Genomic DNA, 21,413 nt, shown 5'->3' with positions numbered 1-21,413 from the left:
CCAATCTAGGCGGACGACGACGCCCAGGCTGGCCGCCTGGGCTAGGAGTTCAACGACGCGTGGGGCCCTTTCAACCCCGCTCCCGGAGGGTTGCCACACAAATCGCCGTGCACGTCGTTGCAAAGCCTCACCGGGGGGCTACCCCGGTTTCGTTTTGCGCCTAGTTCACGGCGATTTGTGTGGCAACGCATCAGGCAGACGTAGTGTTAACAGGCCCTAGAGCAGGCGCGCCAGCAGGCCACCCTCGGCCGGCTGGCCCAGCGGCAGCCAGACGCGCAAGGGGCTGCCGGGCGCCACCTGGATGGCGCGGCCCTCGGCGTCCTGCATCTGGGTGAGGCGCAGGCGCCGGTTGCCGCCCGGGTGGATCAGCTCCAGCTCGTCGCCCACCTCGAAGCGGTTCTTGGTCTCCACCTCGACCCAGCCGTCCGCGCGCACACCTCGCACCTCGGCCACGAAATGGCTGCGCTGCAGCTGCGAGCTGCCGCTGAGGTAGTTCTGGTAATCCTGATTGGGGCGGCGCTCCAGGAAGCCGCTGGTATAGCCGCGGTTGGCCAGGCCCTCCAGCTCCAGCATCAGCTCGGGATTGAAGGCCCGCCCCGCCACCGCATCGTCGATGGCGCGGCGGTAGACCTGGGCGGTGCGCGCCACGTAGTAGAGGCTCTTGGTGCGGCCCTCGATCTTGAGCGAATCCACGCCGATGCGCGCCAGCCGCTCCACATGCTCGACCGCGCGCAGGTCCTTGCTGTTCATGATGTAGGTGCCATGCTCGTCTTCCATGATGGGCATCAGCTCGCCGGGCCGGCCCTGCTCCTCGATCAGGTAGAGCTGCTCGGCGGCGGGGTGGCGGTCGGCACGGGCCGGCGGCGCGATCGGCACAGCCTCGCCGGTATCGCCGCAGTTGCCGGCCTCGTGCGTGTCATAGCACCAGCGGCAGGCATTGGTGCAGGTACCCTGGTTGGAATCGCGTCGGTTGAAATAGCCCGAGAGCAGGCAGCGCCCCGAGTAGGCGATGCACAGCGCGCCGTGCACGAACACCTCGATCTCCATGTCCGGGCATTCCTGGCGTATGCCCTCGATCTCTTCCAGGCTGAGTTCGCGCGAGAGGATCACCCGCGCCACGCCCATCTTCTGCCAGAACTTCACCGCCGCCCAGTTGGTGGTGTTGGCCTGCACCGAGAGGTGGATAGGCGTCTCGGGCCAGCGTTCGCGTACCTGCATGATCAGGCCGGCGTCGGCCATGATGAGCGCGTCGGGCTTGAGCGCGATCACCGGTTCGATGTCGCGCAGATAGGTGCGCACCTTGTCGTTGTGGGCGATCAGATTGCTGGTGACGAAGAACTTCTTGCCACGCGCATGCGCCTCGGCGATGCCCTCGGCAAGCTGTTCGAGGCGGAATTCGTTGTTGCGGGCGCGCAGCGAATAGCGCGGCTGGCCGGCATAGACGGCATCGGCGCCAAAGTCATAGGCGGCGCGCATCTTGGCGAGCGAGCCGGCAGGGAGCAGGAGTTCGGGGGCTTTGAGTGACATCGCGGGATTGTCTCCAGCCCATCGCCCCCGCCTGCTCAGCGCAAGCGCCCGCCTCGCACTCCTTTGAGCCAGATCAATCCACAAACAGCAGGGCCGGGCTCTCCAGCATGCCCCGGATGGCCTGGATGAACTCCGCCGCCACCTGGCCATCGACCACGCGGTGATCGAAGGAGGACGAGAGATTCATCATCTGCCGCCCCACCACCAGGCCGCCGCGCAGCATCGGCCGCTCGACGATGCGGTTCACGCCGACGATGGCCACCTCGGGATGGTTGATCACCGGTGTGCTGACGATGCCACCCAGCGCGCCCAGGCTGCTGAGGGTGATGGTGGAGCCGCTGAGCTCGTCGCGCGTAGCGCGGCCGCTGCGCGCCACCTCGGCGAGGCGGCGGATCTCGGCGGCGCAGCACCAGGGGTCCAGCGCCTCGGCATGGCGCAGCACCGGCACCATCAGGCCGGCCGGGGTCTGGGTGGCGATGCCCAGATGCACCGCATCGAAACGCGTCAGCACGCCGGCCTCGTCGTCCAGCCGGGCATTGAGCTGCGGATGCTGACGCAGCGCGCGGCAGATGGCGCGCGCCAGCAGCGGCAGCAGGGTGAGCTTGCCGCGCGTGGCGCCATGCTGCTGGTTGAGCGTCTGGCGCAGCGCCTCCAGCTCGGTGACGTCCACCTCCTCCACATAGCTGAAATGCGGGATGCGGCGCTTGGCCTCCTGCATCTTCTGCGCGATCTTGCGGCGCAGGCCGATGATGGGGATGGCCTCGACGGCATCGCTGCCGGTGATGGCCGGCGGCCGCGGCGCTGCGGCCGCCGCTGCTGGCGTTGGCGCTGAGACACGCGCACTGCGCTGCGGATGGGCCGCCGCATAGGCTTCCAGATCGGCATGCATGATGCGGCCGGCGGTGCCGCTGGCGCGCACCTGGCTCAGGTCCACACCCAGCTCCCAGGCCTGGCGGCGCACCGAGGGCGAGGCGATCGGGCGCTCATGCGCCAGCGCTGGCGCGGCCATGGGCAGCGCCGCCGGCACCGCGGGGGCAGGTCTTGCCTGCACCGGTGCCGGGGCAGCCGGCGCGGGCGTGGGCGCCGCGGCCGGCGCCGCGTCGCCTTCTTCCATATCGATCTTGATCAGCGCCGCACCCACCCGCATCACCGTGCCGGCCGCGGCGCCCAGTTCGGCCACGCGGCCATGCACCGGCGAGGGGATCTCCACCGTGGCCTTGTCGGTCATCACATCGGCCAGGATCTGGTCTTCCTTCACCAGCTCGCCGGGCTGCACGCGCCAGGCCACCAGCTCCACCTCGACGATGCCTTCGCCGATATCCGGCATCTTGATCACATGTACGCTCATCACGACTCCATCGCGCGTTGCATCGCGGCCGCCACGCGGGCCGGGCCGGGGAAATAGTCCCATTCCTGGGCATGGGGGTAAGGTGTGTCCCAACCCGCCACGCGTTCGATCGGCGCCTCCAGGTGGTAGAAGCAATGCTCCTGCACCAGCGCCAGCAGCTCGGCACCGAAGCCGCTGGTGCGCGTGGCCTCGTGCAGCACCAGGCAGCGGCCGGTCTTCTTCACCGAGTTGACGATGGTCGGCAGGTCCAGCGGCCAGATGCTGCGCAGGTCGATGATCTCGGCATCGATGCCGGTCTCGCGCGCCGCCGCCTCGGCCACATAGACCATGGTGCCGTAGGTGATCACGCTCAGCTGGCTGCCGGCGCGATAGACCGACGCGCTCTCCAGCGGCACGCGGTAATGGCCCTCGGGCACCTGGCTCAGCGGATGGTCGGTCCAGGGCGTGGAGGGGCGGTCGTGGTGGCCGTCGAAGGGCCCGTTGTAGAGGCGCTTGGGCTCCAGAAAGATCACCGGGTCGTCGCATTCGATCGCCGCGATCAGCAGGCCCTTGGCGTCATAGGGGTTGGAGGGCATCACGGTGCGCAGGCCGCAGACATGGGTGAACAGCGCCTCGGGGCTTTGGCTGTGGGTCTGGCCGCCATAGATGCCGCCGCCGCAGGGCATGCGTATGGTGAGCGGCGCGGTGAAGTCGCCGGCCGAGCGGTAGCGCAGGCGCGCCGCCTCGGAAACGATCTGGTCGGAGGCCGGGTAGAAATAGTCGGCGAACTGGATCTCGGCCACCGGCCGCAGGCCATAGGCGCCCATGCCCACCGCCACGCCGACGATGCCGCCCTCGGAGATCGGCGCATCGAAGACGCGGTGCTTGCCGTACCTGGCCTGCAGGCCATCGGTGCAGCGGAACACGCCACCGAAATAGCCCACGTCCTGGCCGAAGATCACCACATCGGGGTCGCGCGCCAGCATCACGTCCATGGCCGAGCGCAGCGCCTGGATCATGGTCATGGTGCTGACGGCGGGCTGCTCCTCGAGCAACTGGCTCAGGTCTTCGGGTTTCATGCGCGGCCTCCTCGCTCGTGTACCTGGCGCAGCTGATCCTTCAGGTGCGGCGGCATCTCCTTGTAGACATCCTCGAACATCGAGGCCGCCGTCGGGATATGGCCGTCGGCCAGGCTGCCATAGCGCTCAGCCTCCTTCTGCGCCGCGATCACCTCGGCCTCCAGCTCGGCCTGCAGGGCCTCGTGCTGGGAATCGGACCAGATGCCGGTGAGGGTCAGGTGTTGCCTGAGGCGCGCAATCGGGTCGCCCAGCGGGAAATGCGACCAGTCGTCGGCGGGCCGGTATTTGCTGGGGTCGTCCGAGGTGCTGTGCGGGCCGGCGCGGTAGGTCACCCATTCGATCAGGGTCGGCCCGAGGTTGCGGCGCGCGCGCTCGGCGGCCCAGCGCGAGACGGCGTAGACGGCCAGGAAGTCATTGCCGTCCACACGCAGCGAGGCGATGCCGCAGCCCACGCCGCGCGCGGCGAAGGTCGTGCCCTCGCCGCCCGCAATCGCCTGGAAGGTCGAGATCGCCCATTGGTTGTTCACCACATTCAGGATCACCGGCGCGCGGTAGACATGGGCAAAGGTCAGCGCGGTGTGGAAGTCGCTCTCGGCGGTGGCGCCGTCGCCGATCCAGGCAGAGGCGATCCTGGTGTCGCCCTTGATGGCGCTGGCCATGGCCCAGCCCACCGCCTGGATGAACTGGGTGGCGAGGTTGCCGCTGATGCTGAAGAAGCCGGCGCGCTTGATCGAGTACATCACCGGCAGCTGGCGGCCCTTGAGCGGGTCGCGCTCGTTGGAGAGCAGCTGGCAGATCAGGTCCACCAGGGGCACGTCGTCGCGCGCGATCAAGAGGCTTTGCTGGCGGTAGGTGGGGAAGCACATGTCGCCATCGTGCAGCGCCATCGCATGGGCGCTGCCGATCGCCTCCTCGCCCAGGCTCTGCATGTAGAAGCTGAGCTTCTTCTGGCGCTGCGCGATCAGCATGCGGGCGTCGAAGATGCGCGTCTTCAGCATGGTGCGCAGGCCGCGCAGCAGTTGCGCCTCGCTCAGCTCGGGGGCCCAGGGGCCGACCGCCCGGCCCTCCTCGTCCAGCACCCGCACCAGGCTGTAGGCCAGCGGACCCATCTCCACCGGTGCCACGTCGATGGGCGGCTGCAGCACCGCGCCGGCGGGCGAGAGCTTCAGATAGGAAAAATCGGTATGGCAGCCCGGACGCCCGGTGGGCTCGGGGACATGCAAACGCAAAGGCTCATAGCTCATGCGGCTCGCTCCTGCGCAGGGTAGTGGCTGCGCGGCTTGTCATGGTTGGATGCAGCGGCGGGCTTGATGAGGCTCGCGCTGCCCAGCAGGCGCCACGCCGGGATCACCAGCGCGGCACTTGCGCAGGGCTAGCGTAGCGCAATCTGCGGGCCCCGCCGCGGTCTCGCTAACCCTAGCCGGCTACCATGCGCCCCATGCTGAATCGCCGCCTGTTGTTTGCATCGCTGTCCTTGCTGCTGAGCCTGGCCAGCGCCCATGCCGCCGACCTGAAGCTGCGCATCCTCGAGACCACGGATGTGCACATGAGCCTGCTCAACTACGATTACTACCGCGACCAGGCCACCGATGAGTACGGCCTGGCCAAGACCATCACCCTGATCAAGGCGGCGCGCGCCGAGGTGGCCAACAGCCTGCTGTTCGACAACGGCGACCTGCTGCAAGGCAATCCGCTGGGCGATCTGGTGGCGCGCGTGCGGCCGCTCGCCCAGGGTGAGCTTCACCCGGCGTTCAAGGTGCTGAACGAGCTCGGGGTGGACGCCGCCAATATCGGCAACCACGAGTTCAACTACGGCCTGCCCTTTCTGCGCCAGGCCCTGGCCGGCGCGCGCTTTCCCTATGTGAACGCGAACGTGCGGCTGGCCGGCAATGGCCAGCCCGCCTTCACGCCCAGCGTGATGCTGCAGCGCCAGTTCAAGGACGAAGCCGGCCGGCCGCAGCGGCTCAAGATTGCGGTGTTCGGCCTGGTGCCGCCGCAGATCATGCAATGGGACAAACAGCACCTGAGCGGCCGCGTGCAGGCGCAAGACATGGTGGAGACGGCGCGCGCGCTGGTGCCCAGGCTGCGCGCCGCCGGCGCCGACCTGGTGATCGCGATCGCCCACACCGGCATCGAAGCCCAGGCCTCGGCGCCGCTGGCCGAGAACGCCGCCGTCAGGCTGGCCCAGGTGCCAGGTCTTGACCTGCTGCTGCTGGGCCATGCCCACGCGCAGTTCCCCGGCCCCGAGTTCGAGGGGCTGCCGGGCGTCGATGCCAAGGCCGGGCGCCTGCACGGCCTGCCCGCGGTGATGCCGGGCCGCTGGGGCGACCATCTGGGCCTGATCGACCTGACCCTGCGCAGGAGCGCCGGGCGCTGGCGCGTGCTCGAGAGCCAGGCCAGCCTGCGCCCCATCTACGACCGCCAGGCGCGCCGCGCCCTGGTGGCGGCCGACCCCGCACCGGCGCGCCTGATCGCCGACGAGCATGCGCGCACGCTGGACTATGTGCGCCAGCAGGTGGCCAGCACCGAGGCGCCCATCCACAGCTACTTTGCCCAGGTGGCCGACGATCCCTCGGTGCAGCTGGTGGCGCAGGCCCAGCTCGCCTACATGGCGCGCGCGGTGAAGGGCACGGCCTACGAGGGCCTGCCGCTGGTGTCGGCCGCGGCGCCCTTCAAGAGCGGCGGGCGCCAGGGCTGGAGCCACTACACCGACATCCCGGCCGGCCCCCTGGCCATCAAGCATGTGGCCGATCTCTATGTCTACCCCAACACCATCAAGGGGCTCAAGCTCAAGGGCCGCGAGCTGCGCGAATGGCTGGAGATGGCGGCGGGCCAGTTCCGCCAGATCGACCCGGCGGGCCCGGCCGAGCAGGCCCTGATCGAGCCGCGCTTTCCGAGCTTCAACTTCGACACCCTGGACGGGCTCGCCTACGAGATCGATGTGAGCCAGCCGGCGCGCTACGACCTCGAGGGGCGGCTCGTGCAGCCGCAGTCGCATCGCATCCTGGGCCTGAGCTACCGCGGCGCGACGATCGATGACGAGGCCGAATTCCTGGTCGTCACCAACAACTACCGCGCCAGCGGCGGCGGGCATTTCCCCGGCCTGGGCCCGGAACGCATCGTGGTGGACGCGCCCGACGAGAACCGCGCCGCGCTGGCCGAGTACCTGGCCGACACCAAGCGCGTCAACCCCAGCGCGGATGGCAACTGGCGCATCCGGCCGGTGCCGGGCGTGCGGCTGCAATTCGTCTCGGGGCTGGGCGGCATCGCCCATCTGGCCGCCACACCGGCGGTGCGCCTGGTGCGTGAGCTGGGCGACGGTTCGGCGCTCTACGAGCTGAGCGGGGCCGGCCCCGCGCCCTGATCAGGCCTGGATGTCCAGCAGCGCGCCCTCGGCGCGCACCTGGGTCTGCAGCACGCGCAGATTGGCCACGAAGGCATAGGTGGCACCATGCTGGTTGATGAGGTCCTGCTCGGGCACCTGGCCGCTGGCCGGCACCTGGCGCAGCTGCGCCTTCACGCCACCGCCCTCGACGGTCTGGGCCTCGACCTGCAGCCGGCGCAGATCGCCGGTGCCCGAGGAGGCGATGTTGCTGGCGGCCGCGCGCAGCCTCTCCTGGGCCGCGGACATGCCGGACAGGGCGGTGGAAAGGCTGATGGACATGATGGCGGCGCTCCAGACTGCAGGCGATATGCCGGGTGATTTCCCTGCATATCGGCAGCGCGCCGCCGGACTTTAGAACTGAAGGGTAAAAAACCCTCAATTCATGCGGTCATCAACCGGCCAGCTCCTCGAAACCGCCGTTGGAGACGAACACGCGCACGCAATCGCCGCCCGCCGCCTTGGCCTCGGCACAGGCCAGCGAGCCGGCGCCCAGCACCGCGTCCACGGTTTCCAGCGTGGGATGGAGCTGCACCACGCCCAGGCTGGCCTTCACGCGCGTGCGGTGCAGGCCCCAGCGCAGGCGGTAGCCGGCCACCGACGCGCGCATCTTCTCGGCCACGATCTGGGCGTAATGCTGGTCGCAGTCGGGCAGCAGCACGGCGAAATGGTCGTTCTCCAGGCGCGCCACCAGGTCGGAGGCGCGCACCTTGGTGATCAGCATCTGGCCCAGGCCATAGAGGAAATGGTCGGCCACCTCGGTGCCCATGCCGTGCACCACCTCGGTAAAACGGTCCACATCCACCCACAGCACCGACACCGGCTCGTGCCGGCGGCTGCCCACATGCTCGGCCAGGCGGCGCTCGAACTCGCGGCGATTCGCCAGCTCGGTGAGCACATCGTGCTTGGCGGTCCAGGTGGGTTGCAGACGCAGCTGGCGCGCCGCGGTCACGTCCTCGACGATCCAGAGCGCCTCGCCGGCGGGCGCATCCCAGTGCACCGGCGTGGCCTGCAGTCGGCCCCAGAAGCGCGAGCCGTCGCGGCGCACATATTCGATCTCCTCGTCCAGCGGCCGGCCGGCCGCAAAGGCGGCGCCCTGGCGCTCCAGCACGCCGGCATGGGCGGTGTCCGAGACATGCACGCTGCGCGTGGTCTGCCCGCACAGATCGGTCTCGTCGCCATGGCCGAACAGGTGGTTGAACTGTTCGCTCACCACCTCGAAGCCGGGCCCGCTGACGAAGGCCACCGCCATCGGCGCGCGCACCAGCAGGGCGCGCATGCGGGCGGCGATCACATCGGCTGCGGGCTCGCTGGCCGCGGGGGTGGTGGCTTGCATTCGGTTCTCCTTGGTATTGACCATGGTATGGCCATGGCCTCGGCGCCGGCGTCAGCAGGTCATTTCGACACGCAGCGGGCCATGCTTGAGGGTGTACCGCGTTTGCGCCTGCCTGAAAAGCCCGAACAAGACCTTGTTTGACTGGTTCAGCATTCGCACGCCGCGGCGGTGGCCCCACGCAATCCCGCATGGCCGGGCCGCTGCCCAGCCCCTAGAGTGCCTGCCAGCAAGACCCGCCCTAAGAGCGTGTTTACGATCCCATCATGGCGCCCGTTGCCCCGCAAAGGCAGTGGATGCAAGGCGCAAACTGCAGCCGGGTTGGACACCCGGCGAGGATTTGCACCGCCGCAGACGCTGTCTTTGCGGGGCAACCCGAAGGGCAAGACAGCCCAGGGGCGCACTCGTCGTTGCCCACCTTGGCCAGGCAGCAAGCCTGGCCTGCGGCGCGCGCCTAGATTGCGTCCCTGGGCTGCCTCGCGGGCACCATGATGGGACCGTAAGCACGCTCTACCGACCCAAGGAGGATGCCATGCCCAGCCATCGATGCGGTGCGCCACGCGCGCCGCGGTCTGTTTTCGCCCTGGCGGCCGGCGCGCTGGTGCTGACGGCGGCGGCCCAGCCCGGCGTCGAGCGCGTCGAAGGCCTGCACGACCACAGCCCGCGCTGGCACGCCATCACCGAGGCGCGCCTGGTGCTGGCGCCGGGCAAGGTGATCGAACGCGGCACCCTGGTGATGCGCGACGGCCTGATCGTGGCCGTCGGCGCGCAGCTGCCGGTGCCGGCGGGTGCGCGCGTCTGGGCCCTGCCCGGCCGCACCGTCTATGCCGGCTTCATCGACCTGGCCAGCAGCCTGGGCGTGCCAGCGGCCCTGCGCGAGCGGCCGCCCGCCAATCCGCGCTGGGGCCCCGGCGCCGATGCGCCGCCGGCCGCCGCGCGGCCGATCCCGCCGCTGACGGGCCGCGGCCTGGCGGCGTCCAACACCATGCTGCGCGCCGAACAGCAGGTGGGCACGCAGCTGGAACTCAAGGCCGATGAGCTCAAGGCCGCGCGCGAGCTGGGCTTCACCACCGTGCTGGCCGCGCCCTCGGTGGGCATCTTCCGCGGCCAGAGCGCGCTGCTGAATCTGGGCGATGGCGGCGACGCCAAGCGCCTGCTGCTGGCCGAGCGCGTGGCCCAGCATCTGGGCCTGGATGTGGACAGCGGGCGCGCCTATCCCAATTCGCTGATGGGCAGCATCGCGCTGCTGCGCCAGACCTGGTCGGACGCGCGCTGGTATGGGCAGGCGCAGCAGGCCGCCCGTGGCGGCCCCCAGGGCATTGAGCGCATCGCCGCCCATGCCGGCCTGGCGGCGCTGCAGGACGCGGTGGCCGGGCGCCAGCCGGTGTTCTTCGCCGCCGACGACGAGCAGGACTATGCGCGCATCGGCCGCCTGCGTGAGGAGTTCGGCTTCAGGCTGGTGCTGCAGGGCAATGGCCACGAATACCGTCGCGCGGCCCAGCTCAAGGCGCTCGGCGCGCCGCTGCTGTTGCCGCTCAACTTCCCGCCCGCGCCCGAGCTGGAGCAGCCCGATGCCGCGCTGGATGTGGGCCTGGAGACCCTGCAGCATTGGGAGCAGGCGCCCTCCAACGCGGCCTATCTGGCGGCCCAGGGCCTGGAGTTCGCACTCTCAGCCCATGGGCTCAAGGAGCCGCGCCGCGAGTTCTGGCCGCGCCTGCGCCAGGCGGTGCGCCGCGGCCTGGCGCCCGAGCAGGCCCTGGCCGCGCTGACCACCGTGCCGGCCCGGCTGGTGGGCGAAAGCGCACGGCTGGGCAGCCTGGAGCCGGGCCATCTGGCGAATCTGCTGGTCGCCCGCGGCGACCTGTTCCGCGACGAGCAGGCCGAGCCGGAGTGGAGTTTTGTCGATGGCCAGCCCTATGCGCTGGAAGCCGCCGCGCGCCCCGATCTGCGCGGGCGCTGGCAACTCGCCGACGCGAGCTGGCAGATTGGCGGCAGCGCGGCCAAGCCCGAGCTGAGCCTGGGCGATGCGCGCTGCGAGCTGCGCCAGCAGGGCCGCCAGCTGCTGCTGCGCCGGCCCTGCGGCCAGGTCGAGCCCGCGCAATGGCAGCAGCTGGTGGCCGAGCTCGATGGCGAGCGCCTGAGCGGCCAGCTGCTGCGGCCCGATGGCAGCCGGCAGAGCTGGGAGGCGCGGCGCGTGGCGGCGCACCAGGCCGGCGAGGCGGCCCCGCCCAAGGCGGAAGCCCTGCCGCCCCCGCCCTCGGCCGGCTACCCGGCCGGCGCGCTGGCGGAAACCCTGGCGCCCCGCCCCGCTGCCCTGCTGCTGCGCCATGCCACGCTCTGGACCAGCGGCCCCGCCGGCAAGCTGGAGAACCACGACCTGCTGGTGCAGGACGGCAAGATCAGCGCCATCGGCCAGGACCTCAAGGCCCCGGCCGGCGCCGAGCTGCTGGAGCTGGCCGGCAAGCATGTCAGCCCGGGCCTGATCGACGCGCATTCGCATACCGCGATCGCGCGCGGCATCAACGAGTTCAGCAGTTCCATCACCGCCGAGGTGCGGGTGGGCGATGTGCTGGACGCCACCGACATCAACCTCTACCGCGAGCTGGCCGGCGGCCTCACCACCGCCAATCTGCTGCATGGTTCGGCCAACACCATCGGCGGCCAGAGCCAGGTGATCAAGCTGCGCTGGGGCCAGGACGCCGAGGCGCTGAAGTTCAAGGGCGCCCTGCCCGGCATCAAGTTCGCGCTGGGCGAGAACGTCAAGCAGAGCTGGGAGGCCGCGAGCAGCCGCTATCCGCAGACCCGCATGGGCGTGGAGCAGCTGCTGCGCGATGCCTTCCAGACCGCGCGCCATTACCAGCGCGAGCGCGCGCGCTGGCAGGGCAACCCCAAGGCGATCGCCGAGCCGCGCCGCGACCTGCAGCTGGAGACCCTGGTGGAGCTGCTGGAGCGCAAGCGCGCCATCCACATCCATGCCTACCGCGCCGACGAGATCCTGATGTTCACCCGCCTGGCCAGGGAATTCGGCCTGCGCGTGGCGGCCTTCCAGCATGTGCTGGAGGGCTACAAGGTGGCCAGCGAGATCGCCAGCATCGGCGCCGGCGCCTCCACCTTCAGCGATTGGTGGACCTACAAGATGGAGGTACAGGACGCCGTGCCCTACAACGGCGTCATCATGACGCGCGCCGGCGTGCTCTCCAGCTTCAACTCCGACAGCGACGAGCTGGCACGCCGCCTCAACACCGAGGCCGCCAAGGCGGTCAAGTACGGCGGCCTGTCCGAGCCCGAGGCGCTCAAGCTGGTGACCATCAACCCGGCGCGCCAGCTGGGCGTGGAGCAGCGCGTCGGCTCGCTGGAACCCGGCAAGGACGCCGACTTCGTGATCTGGAGCGGCCCGCCGCTGTCCGGCTACAGCCGTGCCGAGCAGACCTGGATCGACGGCCGCCGCAGCTACAGCCTGGCGCGCGATGCCGAGCTGCGCCAGGCCGCCGAGCGCGAACGCCAGCGCCTGCTGGCCAAGGCCCTGCCCGAGCGCCTGGCCGCGCTGCAGGCGGCACCCGCCGGCCGCCCCGCGGCCACCGGCGGCAGCCCGGTGCGCGAGCTGCTGGACTGGCTGGCCTTGCAGAACGAGGTCCACCAGGCCACGCGCCTGCGTGGCAGCTATTGGGCCGGCGGGGCCTGGCATGAATGCACGGAGGACGCACCATGAAGCGCGGGGCCAGCATCACGACTATTTGGCTGGCAGCGCTGCTCACCAGCGGCGCTGTGCACGGCACGCCCAATGTGCCGCCCGCGCCGCAGAGCCGGCCGCTGCTGATCAGCGGCGCAACCCTGCACACCATCAGCGGCGCGGTGCTGGAGCGCGGCCAATTGCTGCTGGAGCAGGGCCGCATCAGCGCGGTGGCCGCCGAGGGCGAGGCCCTCCAGCTGCCCGCCGGCACCGAGCGCCTGGCCCTGCCCGGCAAGCATGTCTACCCCGGTTTCATCGCCGCCAATTCGGCCCTGGGCCTGGTGGAGGTGGCCGCGGTGCGCGCCACCGTCGACACCGCCGAGGCCGGCAGCCTGAATCCGAACGCGCGCGCGCTGGTGGCGGTGAATGCCGACAGCGAGCTGATCCCGGTGACGCGCGCCAACGGCGTGCTGGCCACGCAGACGGTGCCGCGCAGCGGCCCGGCCGGCCTGATCTCGGGCACCTCGGCCCTGCTGCAACTGGACGGCTGGAACTGGGAGGACATGGCGCTGCGCCCCGCCGTGGGCCTGCATGTGCGCCCGCCCTCGCTGCGCGCCAATGCGCAGCTGCTGCCGATGCTGGACGAGGCCAGGCTGGCCGACTACAAGCGCCTGGCGCGCCAGCGTCTGCAAAGCCTGGAGGAGAGCTTCGAGCAGGCCGCCGCCTATCTGAAGGCGCGCAGCGCCGAACCCGGCCTGGCGCCGGACACGCGCTGGGAGGCGATGCTGCCGGCGCTGCGCGGCGAGCTGCCGGTGTTCGTGCATGCCGACGAGGCGGCGCAGATACGCTGGGCCCTGGGCCTGGCCCAGCGCCACCATCTGAAGCTGGTGATCGTGGGCGGCTACGACGCCCCGCTGCTGGCCGACGCCCTCAAGGCGGCCGATGCCGCGGTGGTGATTGCCGGCGTGCACCGGCTGCCGCTGCGCCGCGACGATGCGGCGGACGCGCCCTTGCGCCTGGCCGCGCGCCTGCATGCGGCCGGGCTGCGCTACTGCATCGCGCGCGGCGGCGCGGAGGGCGATGCGGCCAACGAGCGCCGCCTGCCCTTCGAGGCCGCCACCGCCGTCGCCCATGGCCTGCCGCGCGCCGAAGCGCTCAAGGCCATCACGCTCTACCCCGCGCAGATCCTCGGCGCCGAGGCCTTGCTGGGCTCGCTGCAGCCGGGCCGGCTGGCCAATCTGTTCGTCGCCGATGGCGATCCGCTGGAGGCCGGCACCCGCATCGAGCGCATCTTCATCGCCGGCCGCGAGCTGGCGTTGGAAGACCGCCAGACCCGGCTGCGCGACAAATACCAGCAGCGCTACCCGGCCACGGCCCGGTAAATTTCAGGGGCAAAGCGGCTTGGCCGGCGCCTCCTTGGCGCGCTCGCGCTCGGCGGCCGTGAGCGGCACGCCCTTGTCGAGCACGATGCGCCATTGGCCCGGCGCCTCCTGCCGCCACACCGAGGCAAAGCGCGACACCAGCTCGCCCTGGGGATTGCGCACCGGCCCGGTGGAATGGGCCAGCGTGCCGTCGCCCAGCACCTCGACCGAATCGGGCGCCCAGGAGAACGGCGCCTGCGCGCCCTCGTAAAAACCTTTCCAGGCCGCCAGCACCGCCGGCTTGCCGCGGTGCACCTGGCTGGAGCCGAAGAACAGCGCCTGCTCGGAGAGATGGCGCTCGAAGGCCGGCAGGTCGCGCTCGGCCATGCTGCGCGCGAACGCGCATTCCGCGGCCCAGACCTGGGCGCGCAGATCCGCCGCGCCGCCGGCGGGCACCTCGCCGGCCATGGCCGATCCCCCCAGCAGGGCGAGCATCAATAGGCGGCACAATCCGATGTACTGATCGCTACGATTCACGGCAAGACCTCCGGATGGGTGTGGGGTGACAAGAACGACGTTGGGCAAGCAGGCATGAATCCGTGCATCACCGCGAGCACCGCAAGCAAGCGCGCCGCAGGCAAGACCTGGCACCGGCGCCGTTGGCTATGCAGTCTGGCCATGCTGGCCTGCGCTGCTTATAGCAAGGCCGGCAGCGCGCAGCCGGAAGCCATGCCGGCCGATGCGCCGGTGCTTCATCTGGTCACCACCGAATTCGCGCCCTATATGGGCGAGAAGTTGCCCGAGCAAGGCGTGGCGGTGGCGATCGCGCGTGCCGCCCTGGCCAGCCAGGGCTGGCGCCTGCAGGTCGCGTTCCGCCCCTGGGCGCGCGCCCTCACCGAGCTGGAGGCGGGCCAGCACGACGGCGTGATCGGCGCCTGGTACCAGCCCGAGCGCGAACGCGTCATGGATTTCGCCAAGCCCATGGGCATCGACAACCAGGTCGGCTATTTCGGCCTGGCCAAGCAGCGCAACGCGGCCAAGAACCAGCTGCCCGCTGACCTTGCCGGTCTGCACATCGGCACCGTGCAGGGCTATGCCAACCCCAAGGCCTTCGAGCAGGCGGTACAGCTGGGTGCGAAGGCCGACCCGGCGCGCGATGACCTCACCAATCTGCGCAAGCTGCTGGCCGGCCGGGTAGACCTGGTGCTGATCGACAAGGGCGTGGCGCGCTACCTCATCAATACCGAGTTGAAAGGCGCGGCCGCGCAATTCGTCTGGATGGAGCCGGCCCTGGAGCGCATGCCCCTGCATTTCGCAATGGCGAAGTCACGCCCCCAGCACCAGGCCCTGCGCGAACTGATGGATCGGGGCCAGGAGGCGATCGCCCGCAATGGCGAGTTGGAGCGCATCCGCCTGCGCTGGAAGGACTGGCTCTAGGAGACCGCCGCGTTCATGGCGGCGGCGGCGCGATCTGCTCGGCATAGTCGTAGAGCGCGCCGAGGATGGCCTCGCTGCGCTCGTCCTCGGCGCTCTCGCCCAGCGCGTCGATGCGCTCGAAGAACTGCGCCAGCGTCTGCGCCCCGCCCGCACCGGCATGCAGGCGCGCGGCGCAATGCGCCTGCCACTGCGCCTGCTCGGCAGCGCTGAGCGACGCGGGAAAGTTGCGGGCGCGGTAGCGGAACAGCAGCTCGGCCAGGCGCGCGTCCTGGAACGCCGCCTTGCCCTGCGCCACGCGCTCGGCCAGGGCCTCGGCATCGAGGCCGCGCAGGCGATTCAGCAGGCGCCGGTCGTCGGGGCTCAGAAAACCGCCATAGAGATCCTCGTCCACGTCCACCGGCCCGGCCGTCGCGGGGCGCTGGAACACCTCGCCCCAGAGCCCGGCCAGCAGCTGGCCCTCGCGCGCCAGCAGCTCGGCATGCCGCAGGCCCTGCGCCAGGTCCAGCCCCCAGCGTTCGGCCATGGCGGGGCTGAGCGTCTTCAGATTGCCGATCACGATGGGCGACTTGTTGACGTGGATGGTCTTGATGGGCAGGCGCGTCACGCCCTCCTCCAGCGCCTCCTGCTTGACGAACATGCGCGCGCGGATCGCCTCGGCGTTGAGCGTCAGCAGCTCGGCCGGATCGCTGGCCAGGTCCCAGACGATCAGCTCGTTCTTGTTGCTCGGGTGCGGCGCCAGCGGCCACACCAGGGCCATGCAGCCGCGCTCCACGCCATACATGCCGGAGATGTGCAGGAAGGGGCGGCCCACGCCGATCTCGGCCCACACCGCCTCCTTCTTGCGCAGCCTGAGGCAGAACTCGAACAGCTTGGGCTGGGCGCTCCTGAGCAGGCGCGCCAGCGCAATGGTGGCGCGCACGTCCGAGAGCGCGTCGTGCGCCGCCTCGTGGGCGAGGCCATTGGCGGCGCTGAGATGCTCCAGCTTGAAGGAGGGGCGGCCGTCCTCGTGCCTGGGCCATTCAATACCCTCGGGGCGCAGCGCGTAGGCGCAGCGCACCACGTCCAGCAGATCCCAGCGGCCGCAGTCGTTCTGCCACTCGCGCGCATAGGGGTCCATCAGGTTGCGCCAGAACAGATGGCGCGTCACCTCGTCGTCGAAGCGTATGGTGTTGTAGCCCAGGCCCACGGTGCCAGGTCTTGCCAGCTCGGCCTCGATGGTGGCGGCGAACTCATGCTCGGCCAGGCCCTGTTCGAGGCAGGTCTGCGGCAGGATGCCGGTGAGCAGGCAGGCCTCGGGCTCGGGCAGGTAGTCGGGCGCGGGCCGGCAGTACACCATCAGGGGCGCGCCGATCTCATTGAGTTCGGCGTCGGTGCGGATGCCGGCGAACTGCGAGGGGCGGTCGCGGCGCGGCACGCGACCGAAGGTTTCGTAATCGTGCCAGTAGAAGGTCAGGGCTTGCATGGCCGGCACGATAACCGATCGCTGCCCCGCCGCTTCAGCAGGCCTTCACCGAAGGGTCGCGATAATCACCCGTCCCCGCTTGTCTGACCCGCCTTGATGCGCACACGCTTCAGCCACTCCTCCGCGTCCCAGTCCGGCCTGGCCTGGCAACGCCTGCTCATCATCCTGGCCGCCACGGCCGCGCTGCTGGTGCTGCTGCTGGCGATGGCCGCGGCGCTGGTCTATCCCAACCTGCCCTCGATCGACAACCTCACCGACTACCAGCCGCGCCAGCCCCTGCGCGTCTACACCGCGGATGGCCAGCTGATGGGCGAGTTCGGCGCCGAGCGCCGCCACTACCTGCCGCTCAAGGACATTCCCAAGCGCATGCAGGACGCCCTGCTGGCGATCGAGGACACCGGCTTCTACGAGCATGGCGGGCTCTACTACCCGGGCATCGCGCGTGCCGCGCTGGCGAATCTGTTCAGCTCGCGCAGCCAGGGCGCCTCCACCATCACCCAGCAGCTGGCGCGCGATCTCTACCTCACCAAGAAGAAGCTCTACACGCGCAAATTCGTCGAGATGATGCTGGCGCTGAAGATCGAGAGCCAGCTGAGCAAGCAGCAGATCCTCGAGGTCTATATGAACCAGATCTATCTGGGTCAGCGGGCCTACGGCTTCGAAGCGGCGGCGGCGGCCTACTTCGGCAAGAGCCTGAAGGAGCTGAGCATTGCCGAGACCGCGATGCTGGCCGGCCTGCCGCAGAACCCCTATTACGCCAACCCGATCAGCAACTTCCAGCGCGCCACGCGGCGCCAGCTGATCGTGCTGGAGCGCATGCACGACACCGGCCTGATCAGCCCCGAGGACTATGCCGCCGCCAAGGCCGAGAAGCTGCATATCCGCTCGGCCCAGGATCCGCGCCTGCACGCCGAGTACGCGGCCGAGATGGCGCGCGCCGTGGTGCATGCGCAGTACGGCGACGAGGCCTACAGCCGCGGCCTGAAGGTCTACACCACCCTGGTGGCCGAACAGCAGCAGGCCGCCTACAAGGCGCTGCGCAAGACCCTCATGGAGTACGAGCGCCGCAAGCCCTACCGCGGCCCAGAGGGCCATGTGGACCTGCCCGGCGATGCCGCCGAGCAGGATGCCGCCATCACCCAGGCGCTCGCCGAGCACCCCGACCAGGACGAGTTGCGCGCCGCGGTGGTGACCCAGGCCTCGCCCGCCAAGGTGCTGGCCAGCCTGCAGAGCGGCGAGGATCTGGTGATCACGGGCGAAGGCCTGCGCTCGGTGCAGGCCGCGCTGTCCGACAAGGCCAGGAGCGAGCTGCGCATCCGCAGCGGCAGCATCATCCGCGTGCTGCGCGGCGCGCCCAGCAAGGCCGAGCCGCAGGGCGCCTGGCTGATCACCCAGGCGCCCGAGGCCGAGGGCGCGCTGGTGGCGCTGGAGCCCGGCAGCGGGCGCGTGCACGCGCTGGTGGGCGGCTTCGATTTCGCGCGCAACCAGTTCAACCATGTCACCCAGGCCTGGCGCCAGCCGGGCTCGAGCTTCAAGCCCATCGTCTACTCCTCGGCGCTGGAGCTGGGCGTCTCGCCCGCCACCCTGGTGAACGACGCGCCCTTCGTGGCCGGCGACTGGGAGCCCAAGAACTACGACGGCACTTTCGACGGCCCGATGACGGTGCGCCAGGCGCTGGCGCGTTCCAAGAACATGGTGACGATCCGGGTGCTGGAACAGCTGGGCCCGCAGCGCGCCAAGGCCTGGGCCGGCCGTTTCGGCCTGGACCAGGACAAGCAGCCCGACAACCTCACGCTGGCGCTGGGCTCGGGCTCGGTGACCCCGCTGCAGATGGCCAGCGCCTACGCGGTGTTTGCCAACGGCGGCCATGCGCTCAAGCCCCTCATCATCACGCGCATCACCGATGCCAAGGGCGTGCCGCTGTTCGAGGCCGAGGCCCCCGCCATCAGCGAGGACAACCGCGCCATTCCCGAGCGCAACGCCTTCGTGATGAGCAGCCTCTTGCAGGAGGTGGCGCGCAGCGGCACCGCGGCGCGCGCCCAGGCCAGCCTGCGCCGGCCCGACATCTATGGCAAGACCGGCACCACCAACGATGCGGTGGACGCCTGGTTTGCCGGCTACCAGCCGAGCCTGGCGGCGGTGGTGTGGATCGGCTATGACAACCCGCGCAGCCTGGGCGACCGCGAGACCGGTGGCGGCATGGCCCTGCCGGCCTGGATCGATTTCATGAGCGTGGCGCTCAAGGGCGTGCCGGTGGCCGAGATCACCCCTCCCACCGAGGGCCTGGTGCGACCCGAGGGTGGCGATTGGAGCTTCGAGGAGTTTGCCGGCGAGGCCGGCATCCGCTTCATCGGCCTGGACGCGGCGGCCAGTTCGCCGCCGGCCTCGGCCCCCGGGATCTAGCTATCGCTTCCTGACGATCACGCTGCCGACCGAATAGCCGGCACCGAAGGAGCAGATCACGCCCAGATCGCCCGGGGCCAGGTCGGCACGGTGGCGGTGGAAGGCGATGATGGAGCCGGCCGAGGCGGTGTTGGCGAACTCGTCCAGGATCAGCGGCGCCACGTCGGAGCCGGCTTCACCGCCGACCAGGCGCTTGATGACCAGTTGGTTCATGCCCAGATTGGCCTGGTGCAGCCAGAACCGGCGCACGTCGGTGGGGGCCTTGTCCAGCGCCTTCAGATGGCCCTCGATATGGGCGGCGGCGATCGGCACCACTTCCTTGAAGACCTTGCGGCCCTCCTGGCGGAAGGTCTTGTCGCGTGCCAGCGGGTCGCTGTCCTCGCTGCGGTTCATGAAACCGAAGTTGTTGCGGATGTTGTTGGAGAACTGCGTGGCCAGCTTGGTGCCCAGCACCTCCCATTGCTCGGCGGCGGTCGCGGTGTCGGCACGCTCGACCACGATGGCGGTGCAGACATCGCCGAAGATGAAGTGGCAGTCGCGGTCCTTCCACTCCAGGTGGGCCGAGGTGATCTCGGGGTTCACCACCAGCACGCATTTGCTGGCGCCCGAACGCACCGCGTTATAGGCCTGCTCGAGCGCGAAGGTGGCCGAGGAGCAGGCCACGTTCATGTCGAAGCCGTAGCCGCCGGCGCCCAGGGCCTGCTGGATCTCCACCGCCATGGCCGGGTAGGCGCGCTGCATATTGGCGGCGGCGCAGAAGATCGCGTCCACCTCGCTGGCCTGCTTGCCGGCCGCGGCCAGCGCGTCGCGGGCCGCCACCACGGCGATCTCGGCCATCAGCGAGAGCTGATCGTCGGCCCGCTCGGCAAAGCGCGGGTACATGCGGGTGGGGTCGAGCACACCCTCTTTCTCGATCACGTAGCGCTGCTTGATGCCGGAGGCCTTTTCAATGAACTCGACGCTGGAATGCGTCAGCGCCTCATGCGTGCCGGCCGCAATGGCCTCGGCATGTTGGGCGTTCTGCAGGTCCACGTACTGGTTGAAGGCTTGCACCAGCTCGGCGTTGCTGATGGTGTGCGGCGGCGTGTAGATGCCGGTGCCGCTGATGACGACTGCATGCATATGAATCTCGGATTCTGGTGCCCACCAGGCGGGCGGGCGGTGCCGGAAGTGTAGCGACCGCTATGCAGGCACCGCTTAAGGGTGTTCAGCATGGCGGTGGAATCTGCGTAGAATCGGGCACCGGGCCCAAATATTGGCGCCCGGTTTTTTGTGCCTGCACCGTCCCTTGCCTCGGACGGCTTCGCGGGCCGGCCGGGCTCCAAGTCAAGCGCTCGCAGCCCAGGGCATGCACTGCACGAACGCATCCCGACCTTGCGAACTTGGACTTCCGTCATGGAAATTTTTGACTACGACAACATCCTGTTGCTGCCGCGCAAATGCCGCGTGGAAAGCCGCGCCGAGTGCGACACCTCGATCGAATTCGGTCCGCGCCGCTTCAAGCTGCCGGTGGTACCGGCCAATATGAAGACGGTGGTGGATGAAAGCATCACCGAATACCTGGCCGCCAATGGCTACTTCTATGTGATGCACCGCTTCGATCTCGACAACGTGGCCTACGCGCGCAGCATGCGCGACAAGGGCCTGTTCGTCTCGATCAGCTCGGGCGTCAAGCCGGCCGACTACGCGGTGATCGATGCCCTGGCCGCCGATGGCGTGGGCGCCGACTACATCACCATCGACATCGCCCACGGCCATGCCGACAGCGTGCAGCGCATGATCGCGCACATCAAGCAGAAGCTGCCCAAGGCCTTCGTGATCGCCGGCAATGTGGGCACGCCCGAGGGCGTGATCGACCTGGAGAACTGGGGCGCCGACGCCACCAAGGTGGGCATCGGCCCGGGCAAGGTCTGCATCACGCGCCTGAAGACCGGCTTCGGCACCGGCGGCTGGCAGCTCTCGGCGCTGAAATGGTGTGCGCGCGTGGCCACCAAGCCCATCATTGCCGACGGCGGTATCCGCCACCATGGCGACATCGCCAAGAGCGTGCGCTTCGGCGCCGCCATGGTGATGGTGGGCTCGCTGTTCGCCGGCCATGAGGAGTCGCCCGGCGCCACCGTCGAGGTGGACGGCAAGCTCTTCAAGGAGTACTACGGCTCGGCCTCGGACTTCAACAAGGGCGAGTACAAGCATGTCGAGGGCAAGCGCATCCTCGAGCCGGTGAAGGGCAAGCTGGCCGACACCTTGCGCGAGATGCAGGAGGACGTGCAGAGCTCGGTCTCCTACTCCGGCGGCAAGCAGCTCGCCGATCTGCGCAAGGTGAACTACGTGATCCTGGGTGGGGAAAACGCCGGCGAGCATCTGTTCATGTGAACGGGCAAGGCTTGTCGCCCGCGTTTCGGTGTAGCCAAAACGCGGGGCGCAGCAGTTCC

Annotated in this window: 15 protein-coding genes; 6 read left to right on the top strand and 9 right to left on the bottom strand. The window is 69.7% G+C overall.

The window, feature by feature from the left end; genetic code table 11:
- Positions 1–216: 216 nt before the first annotated feature.
- The 4 genes from trhP to AC3WQY_RS07105 form a co-directional block, all read right to left on the bottom strand.
- Positions 217–1,527: a prephenate-dependent tRNA uridine(34) hydroxylase TrhP gene (gene trhP / locus AC3WQY_RS07120; protein ID WP_492707000.1), complete on the bottom strand. Its 1,311-nt coding sequence runs from the start codon at positions 1,525–1,527 to the stop codon at positions 217–219.
- A gap of 73 nt (positions 1,528–1,600) precedes the next feature.
- Positions 1,601–2,875 carry a dihydrolipoamide acetyltransferase family protein gene (locus AC3WQY_RS07115; RefSeq protein WP_492706998.1) on the bottom strand — a complete coding sequence of 425 codons (1,275 nt, stop codon included), beginning with the start codon at positions 2,873–2,875 and terminating at the stop codon, positions 1,601–1,603.
- Positions 2,875–3,933, bottom strand: a complete 1,059-nt coding sequence (locus AC3WQY_RS07110; protein WP_425334623.1) for an alpha-ketoacid dehydrogenase subunit beta — start codon at positions 3,931–3,933, stop codon at positions 2,875–2,877. The genes AC3WQY_RS07115 and AC3WQY_RS07110 overlap by 1 nt, the downstream gene beginning before the upstream one ends.
- A complete protein-coding gene (locus AC3WQY_RS07105) occupies positions 3,930–5,177 on the bottom strand; it encodes a 3-methyl-2-oxobutanoate dehydrogenase (2-methylpropanoyl-transferring) subunit alpha (RefSeq protein ID WP_492706996.1) in 1,248 nt (415 codons plus the stop codon). Before AC3WQY_RS07105 ends, AC3WQY_RS07110 begins: the two co-directional genes overlap by 4 nt.
- A gap of 194 nt (positions 5,178–5,371) precedes the next feature.
- Between AC3WQY_RS07105 and AC3WQY_RS07100 the strand changes: the two genes are divergently transcribed.
- Entirely contained in the window at positions 5,372–7,297 is a 1,926-nt protein-coding gene (locus AC3WQY_RS07100; RefSeq protein ID WP_492706994.1) for a bifunctional 2',3'-cyclic-nucleotide 2'-phosphodiesterase/3'-nucleotidase, read from the top strand.
- On the opposite strand, the gene AC3WQY_RS07095 is transcribed toward AC3WQY_RS07100, so the two are convergent.
- Positions 7,298–7,597, bottom strand: coding sequence for a flagellar basal body rod protein FlgC (locus AC3WQY_RS07095; protein WP_492706992.1), 300 nt, complete (start codon positions 7,595–7,597; stop codon positions 7,298–7,300).
- 112 nt (positions 7,598–7,709) lie between these two features.
- Complete coding sequence (locus tag AC3WQY_RS07090) at positions 7,710–8,651, bottom strand: GGDEF domain-containing protein (protein WP_285231931.1); 942 nt, start codon at positions 8,649–8,651, stop codon at positions 7,710–7,712.
- Between the two features lie 529 nt (positions 8,652–9,180).
- On the opposite strand from AC3WQY_RS07090, the gene AC3WQY_RS07085 reads away from it, so the two are divergent.
- Both AC3WQY_RS07085 and AC3WQY_RS07080 read left to right on the top strand, forming a co-directional pair.
- Positions 9,181–12,357, top strand: coding sequence for an amidohydrolase family protein (locus tag AC3WQY_RS07085; protein ID WP_492706989.1), 3,177 nt, complete (start codon positions 9,181–9,183; stop codon positions 12,355–12,357).
- Positions 12,354–13,700, top strand: a complete 1,347-nt coding sequence (locus AC3WQY_RS07080; protein ID WP_492706987.1) for an amidohydrolase family protein — start codon at positions 12,354–12,356, stop codon at positions 13,698–13,700. The genes AC3WQY_RS07085 and AC3WQY_RS07080 overlap by 4 nt, the downstream gene beginning before the upstream one ends.
- A gap of 3 nt (positions 13,701–13,703) precedes the next feature.
- On the opposite strand, the gene AC3WQY_RS07075 is transcribed toward AC3WQY_RS07080, so the two are convergent.
- Positions 13,704–14,216, bottom strand: a complete 513-nt coding sequence (locus AC3WQY_RS07075) for a YybH family protein (RefSeq protein ID WP_285231928.1) — start codon at positions 14,214–14,216, stop codon at positions 13,704–13,706.
- 141 nt (positions 14,217–14,357) lie between these two features.
- On the opposite strand from AC3WQY_RS07075, the gene AC3WQY_RS07070 reads away from it, so the two are divergent.
- The gene (locus AC3WQY_RS07070; protein WP_492706985.1) at positions 14,358–15,116 is read left to right on the top strand and encodes a substrate-binding periplasmic protein; all 759 of its coding nucleotides are present in this window, start codon (positions 14,358–14,360) and stop codon (positions 15,114–15,116) included.
- Positions 15,117–15,129: 13 nt separating this feature from the next.
- On the opposite strand, the gene sbcB is transcribed toward AC3WQY_RS07070, so the two are convergent.
- Positions 15,130–16,578 (bottom strand): exodeoxyribonuclease I, encoded by a 1,449-nt coding sequence (sbcB, locus tag AC3WQY_RS07065; protein WP_492706983.1) that lies wholly within the window; start codon positions 16,576–16,578, stop codon positions 15,130–15,132.
- A gap of 96 nt (positions 16,579–16,674) precedes the next feature.
- Here sbcB and AC3WQY_RS07060 point away from each other — a divergent pair, with 96 nt between their 5' ends.
- Positions 16,675–18,981 carry a penicillin-binding protein 1A gene (locus AC3WQY_RS07060; RefSeq protein ID WP_492706981.1) on the top strand — a complete coding sequence of 769 codons (2,307 nt, stop codon included), beginning with the start codon at positions 16,675–16,677 and terminating at the stop codon, positions 18,979–18,981.
- Here AC3WQY_RS07060 and AC3WQY_RS07055 read toward each other — a convergent pair whose 3' ends face one another.
- Positions 18,982–20,103: a beta-ketoacyl-ACP synthase III gene (locus AC3WQY_RS07055; RefSeq protein ID WP_285231924.1), complete on the bottom strand. Its 1,122-nt coding sequence runs from the start codon at positions 20,101–20,103 to the stop codon at positions 18,982–18,984.
- 273 nt (positions 20,104–20,376) lie between these two features.
- On the opposite strand from AC3WQY_RS07055, the gene AC3WQY_RS07050 reads away from it, so the two are divergent.
- Entirely contained in the window at positions 20,377–21,354 is a 978-nt protein-coding gene (locus tag AC3WQY_RS07050) for a GMP reductase (protein ID WP_285231923.1), read from the top strand.
- Positions 21,355–21,413: the final 59 nt, after the last annotated feature.

It is taken from the genome of Roseateles sp. FW301-B2 (genome assembly GCF_058788955.1).
Note: the sequence above shows the minus strand (reverse complement) of the source record. Positions and strands in the feature narration are given on the sequence as shown.

Bases quoted from the DNA above. Each gene is read 5' to 3' on its own strand.
- AC3WQY_RS07110 (WP_425334623.1), bottom strand. From the start codon at position 3,933: ATGAAACCCGAAGACCTGAGCCAGTTGCTCGAGGAGCAGCCCGCCGTC.
- AC3WQY_RS07055 (WP_285231924.1), bottom strand. From the start codon at position 20,103: ATGCATGCAGTCGTCATCAGCGGCACCGGCATCTACACGCCGCCGCAC.
- trhP (WP_492707000.1), bottom strand. From the start codon at position 1,527: ATGTCACTCAAAGCCCCCGAACTCCTGCTCCCTGCCGGCTCGCTCGCC.
- sbcB (WP_492706983.1), bottom strand. From the start codon at position 16,578: ATGCAAGCCCTGACCTTCTACTGGCACGATTACGAAACCTTCGGTCGC.
- AC3WQY_RS07115 (WP_492706998.1), bottom strand. From the start codon at position 2,875: ATGAGCGTACATGTGATCAAGATGCCGGATATCGGCGAAGGCATCGTC.
- AC3WQY_RS07080 (WP_492706987.1), top strand. From the start codon at position 12,354: ATGAAGCGCGGGGCCAGCATCACGACTATTTGGCTGGCAGCGCTGCTC.
- AC3WQY_RS07100 (WP_492706994.1), top strand. From the start codon at position 5,372: ATGCTGAATCGCCGCCTGTTGTTTGCATCGCTGTCCTTGCTGCTGAGC.
- AC3WQY_RS07070 (WP_492706985.1), top strand. From the start codon at position 14,358: ATGCTGGCCTGCGCTGCTTATAGCAAGGCCGGCAGCGCGCAGCCGGAA.
- AC3WQY_RS07060 (WP_492706981.1), top strand. From the start codon at position 16,675: ATGCGCACACGCTTCAGCCACTCCTCCGCGTCCCAGTCCGGCCTGGCC.
- AC3WQY_RS07095 (WP_492706992.1), bottom strand. From the start codon at position 7,597: ATGTCCATCAGCCTTTCCACCGCCCTGTCCGGCATGTCCGCGGCCCAG.
- AC3WQY_RS07050 (WP_285231923.1), top strand. From the start codon at position 20,377: ATGGAAATTTTTGACTACGACAACATCCTGTTGCTGCCGCGCAAATGC.
- AC3WQY_RS07085 (WP_492706989.1), top strand. From the start codon at position 9,181: ATGCCCAGCCATCGATGCGGTGCGCCACGCGCGCCGCGGTCTGTTTTC.
- AC3WQY_RS07105 (WP_492706996.1), bottom strand. From the start codon at position 5,177: ATGAGCTATGAGCCTTTGCGTTTGCATGTCCCCGAGCCCACCGGGCGT.
- AC3WQY_RS07090 (WP_285231931.1), bottom strand. From the start codon at position 8,651: ATGCAAGCCACCACCCCCGCGGCCAGCGAGCCCGCAGCCGATGTGATC.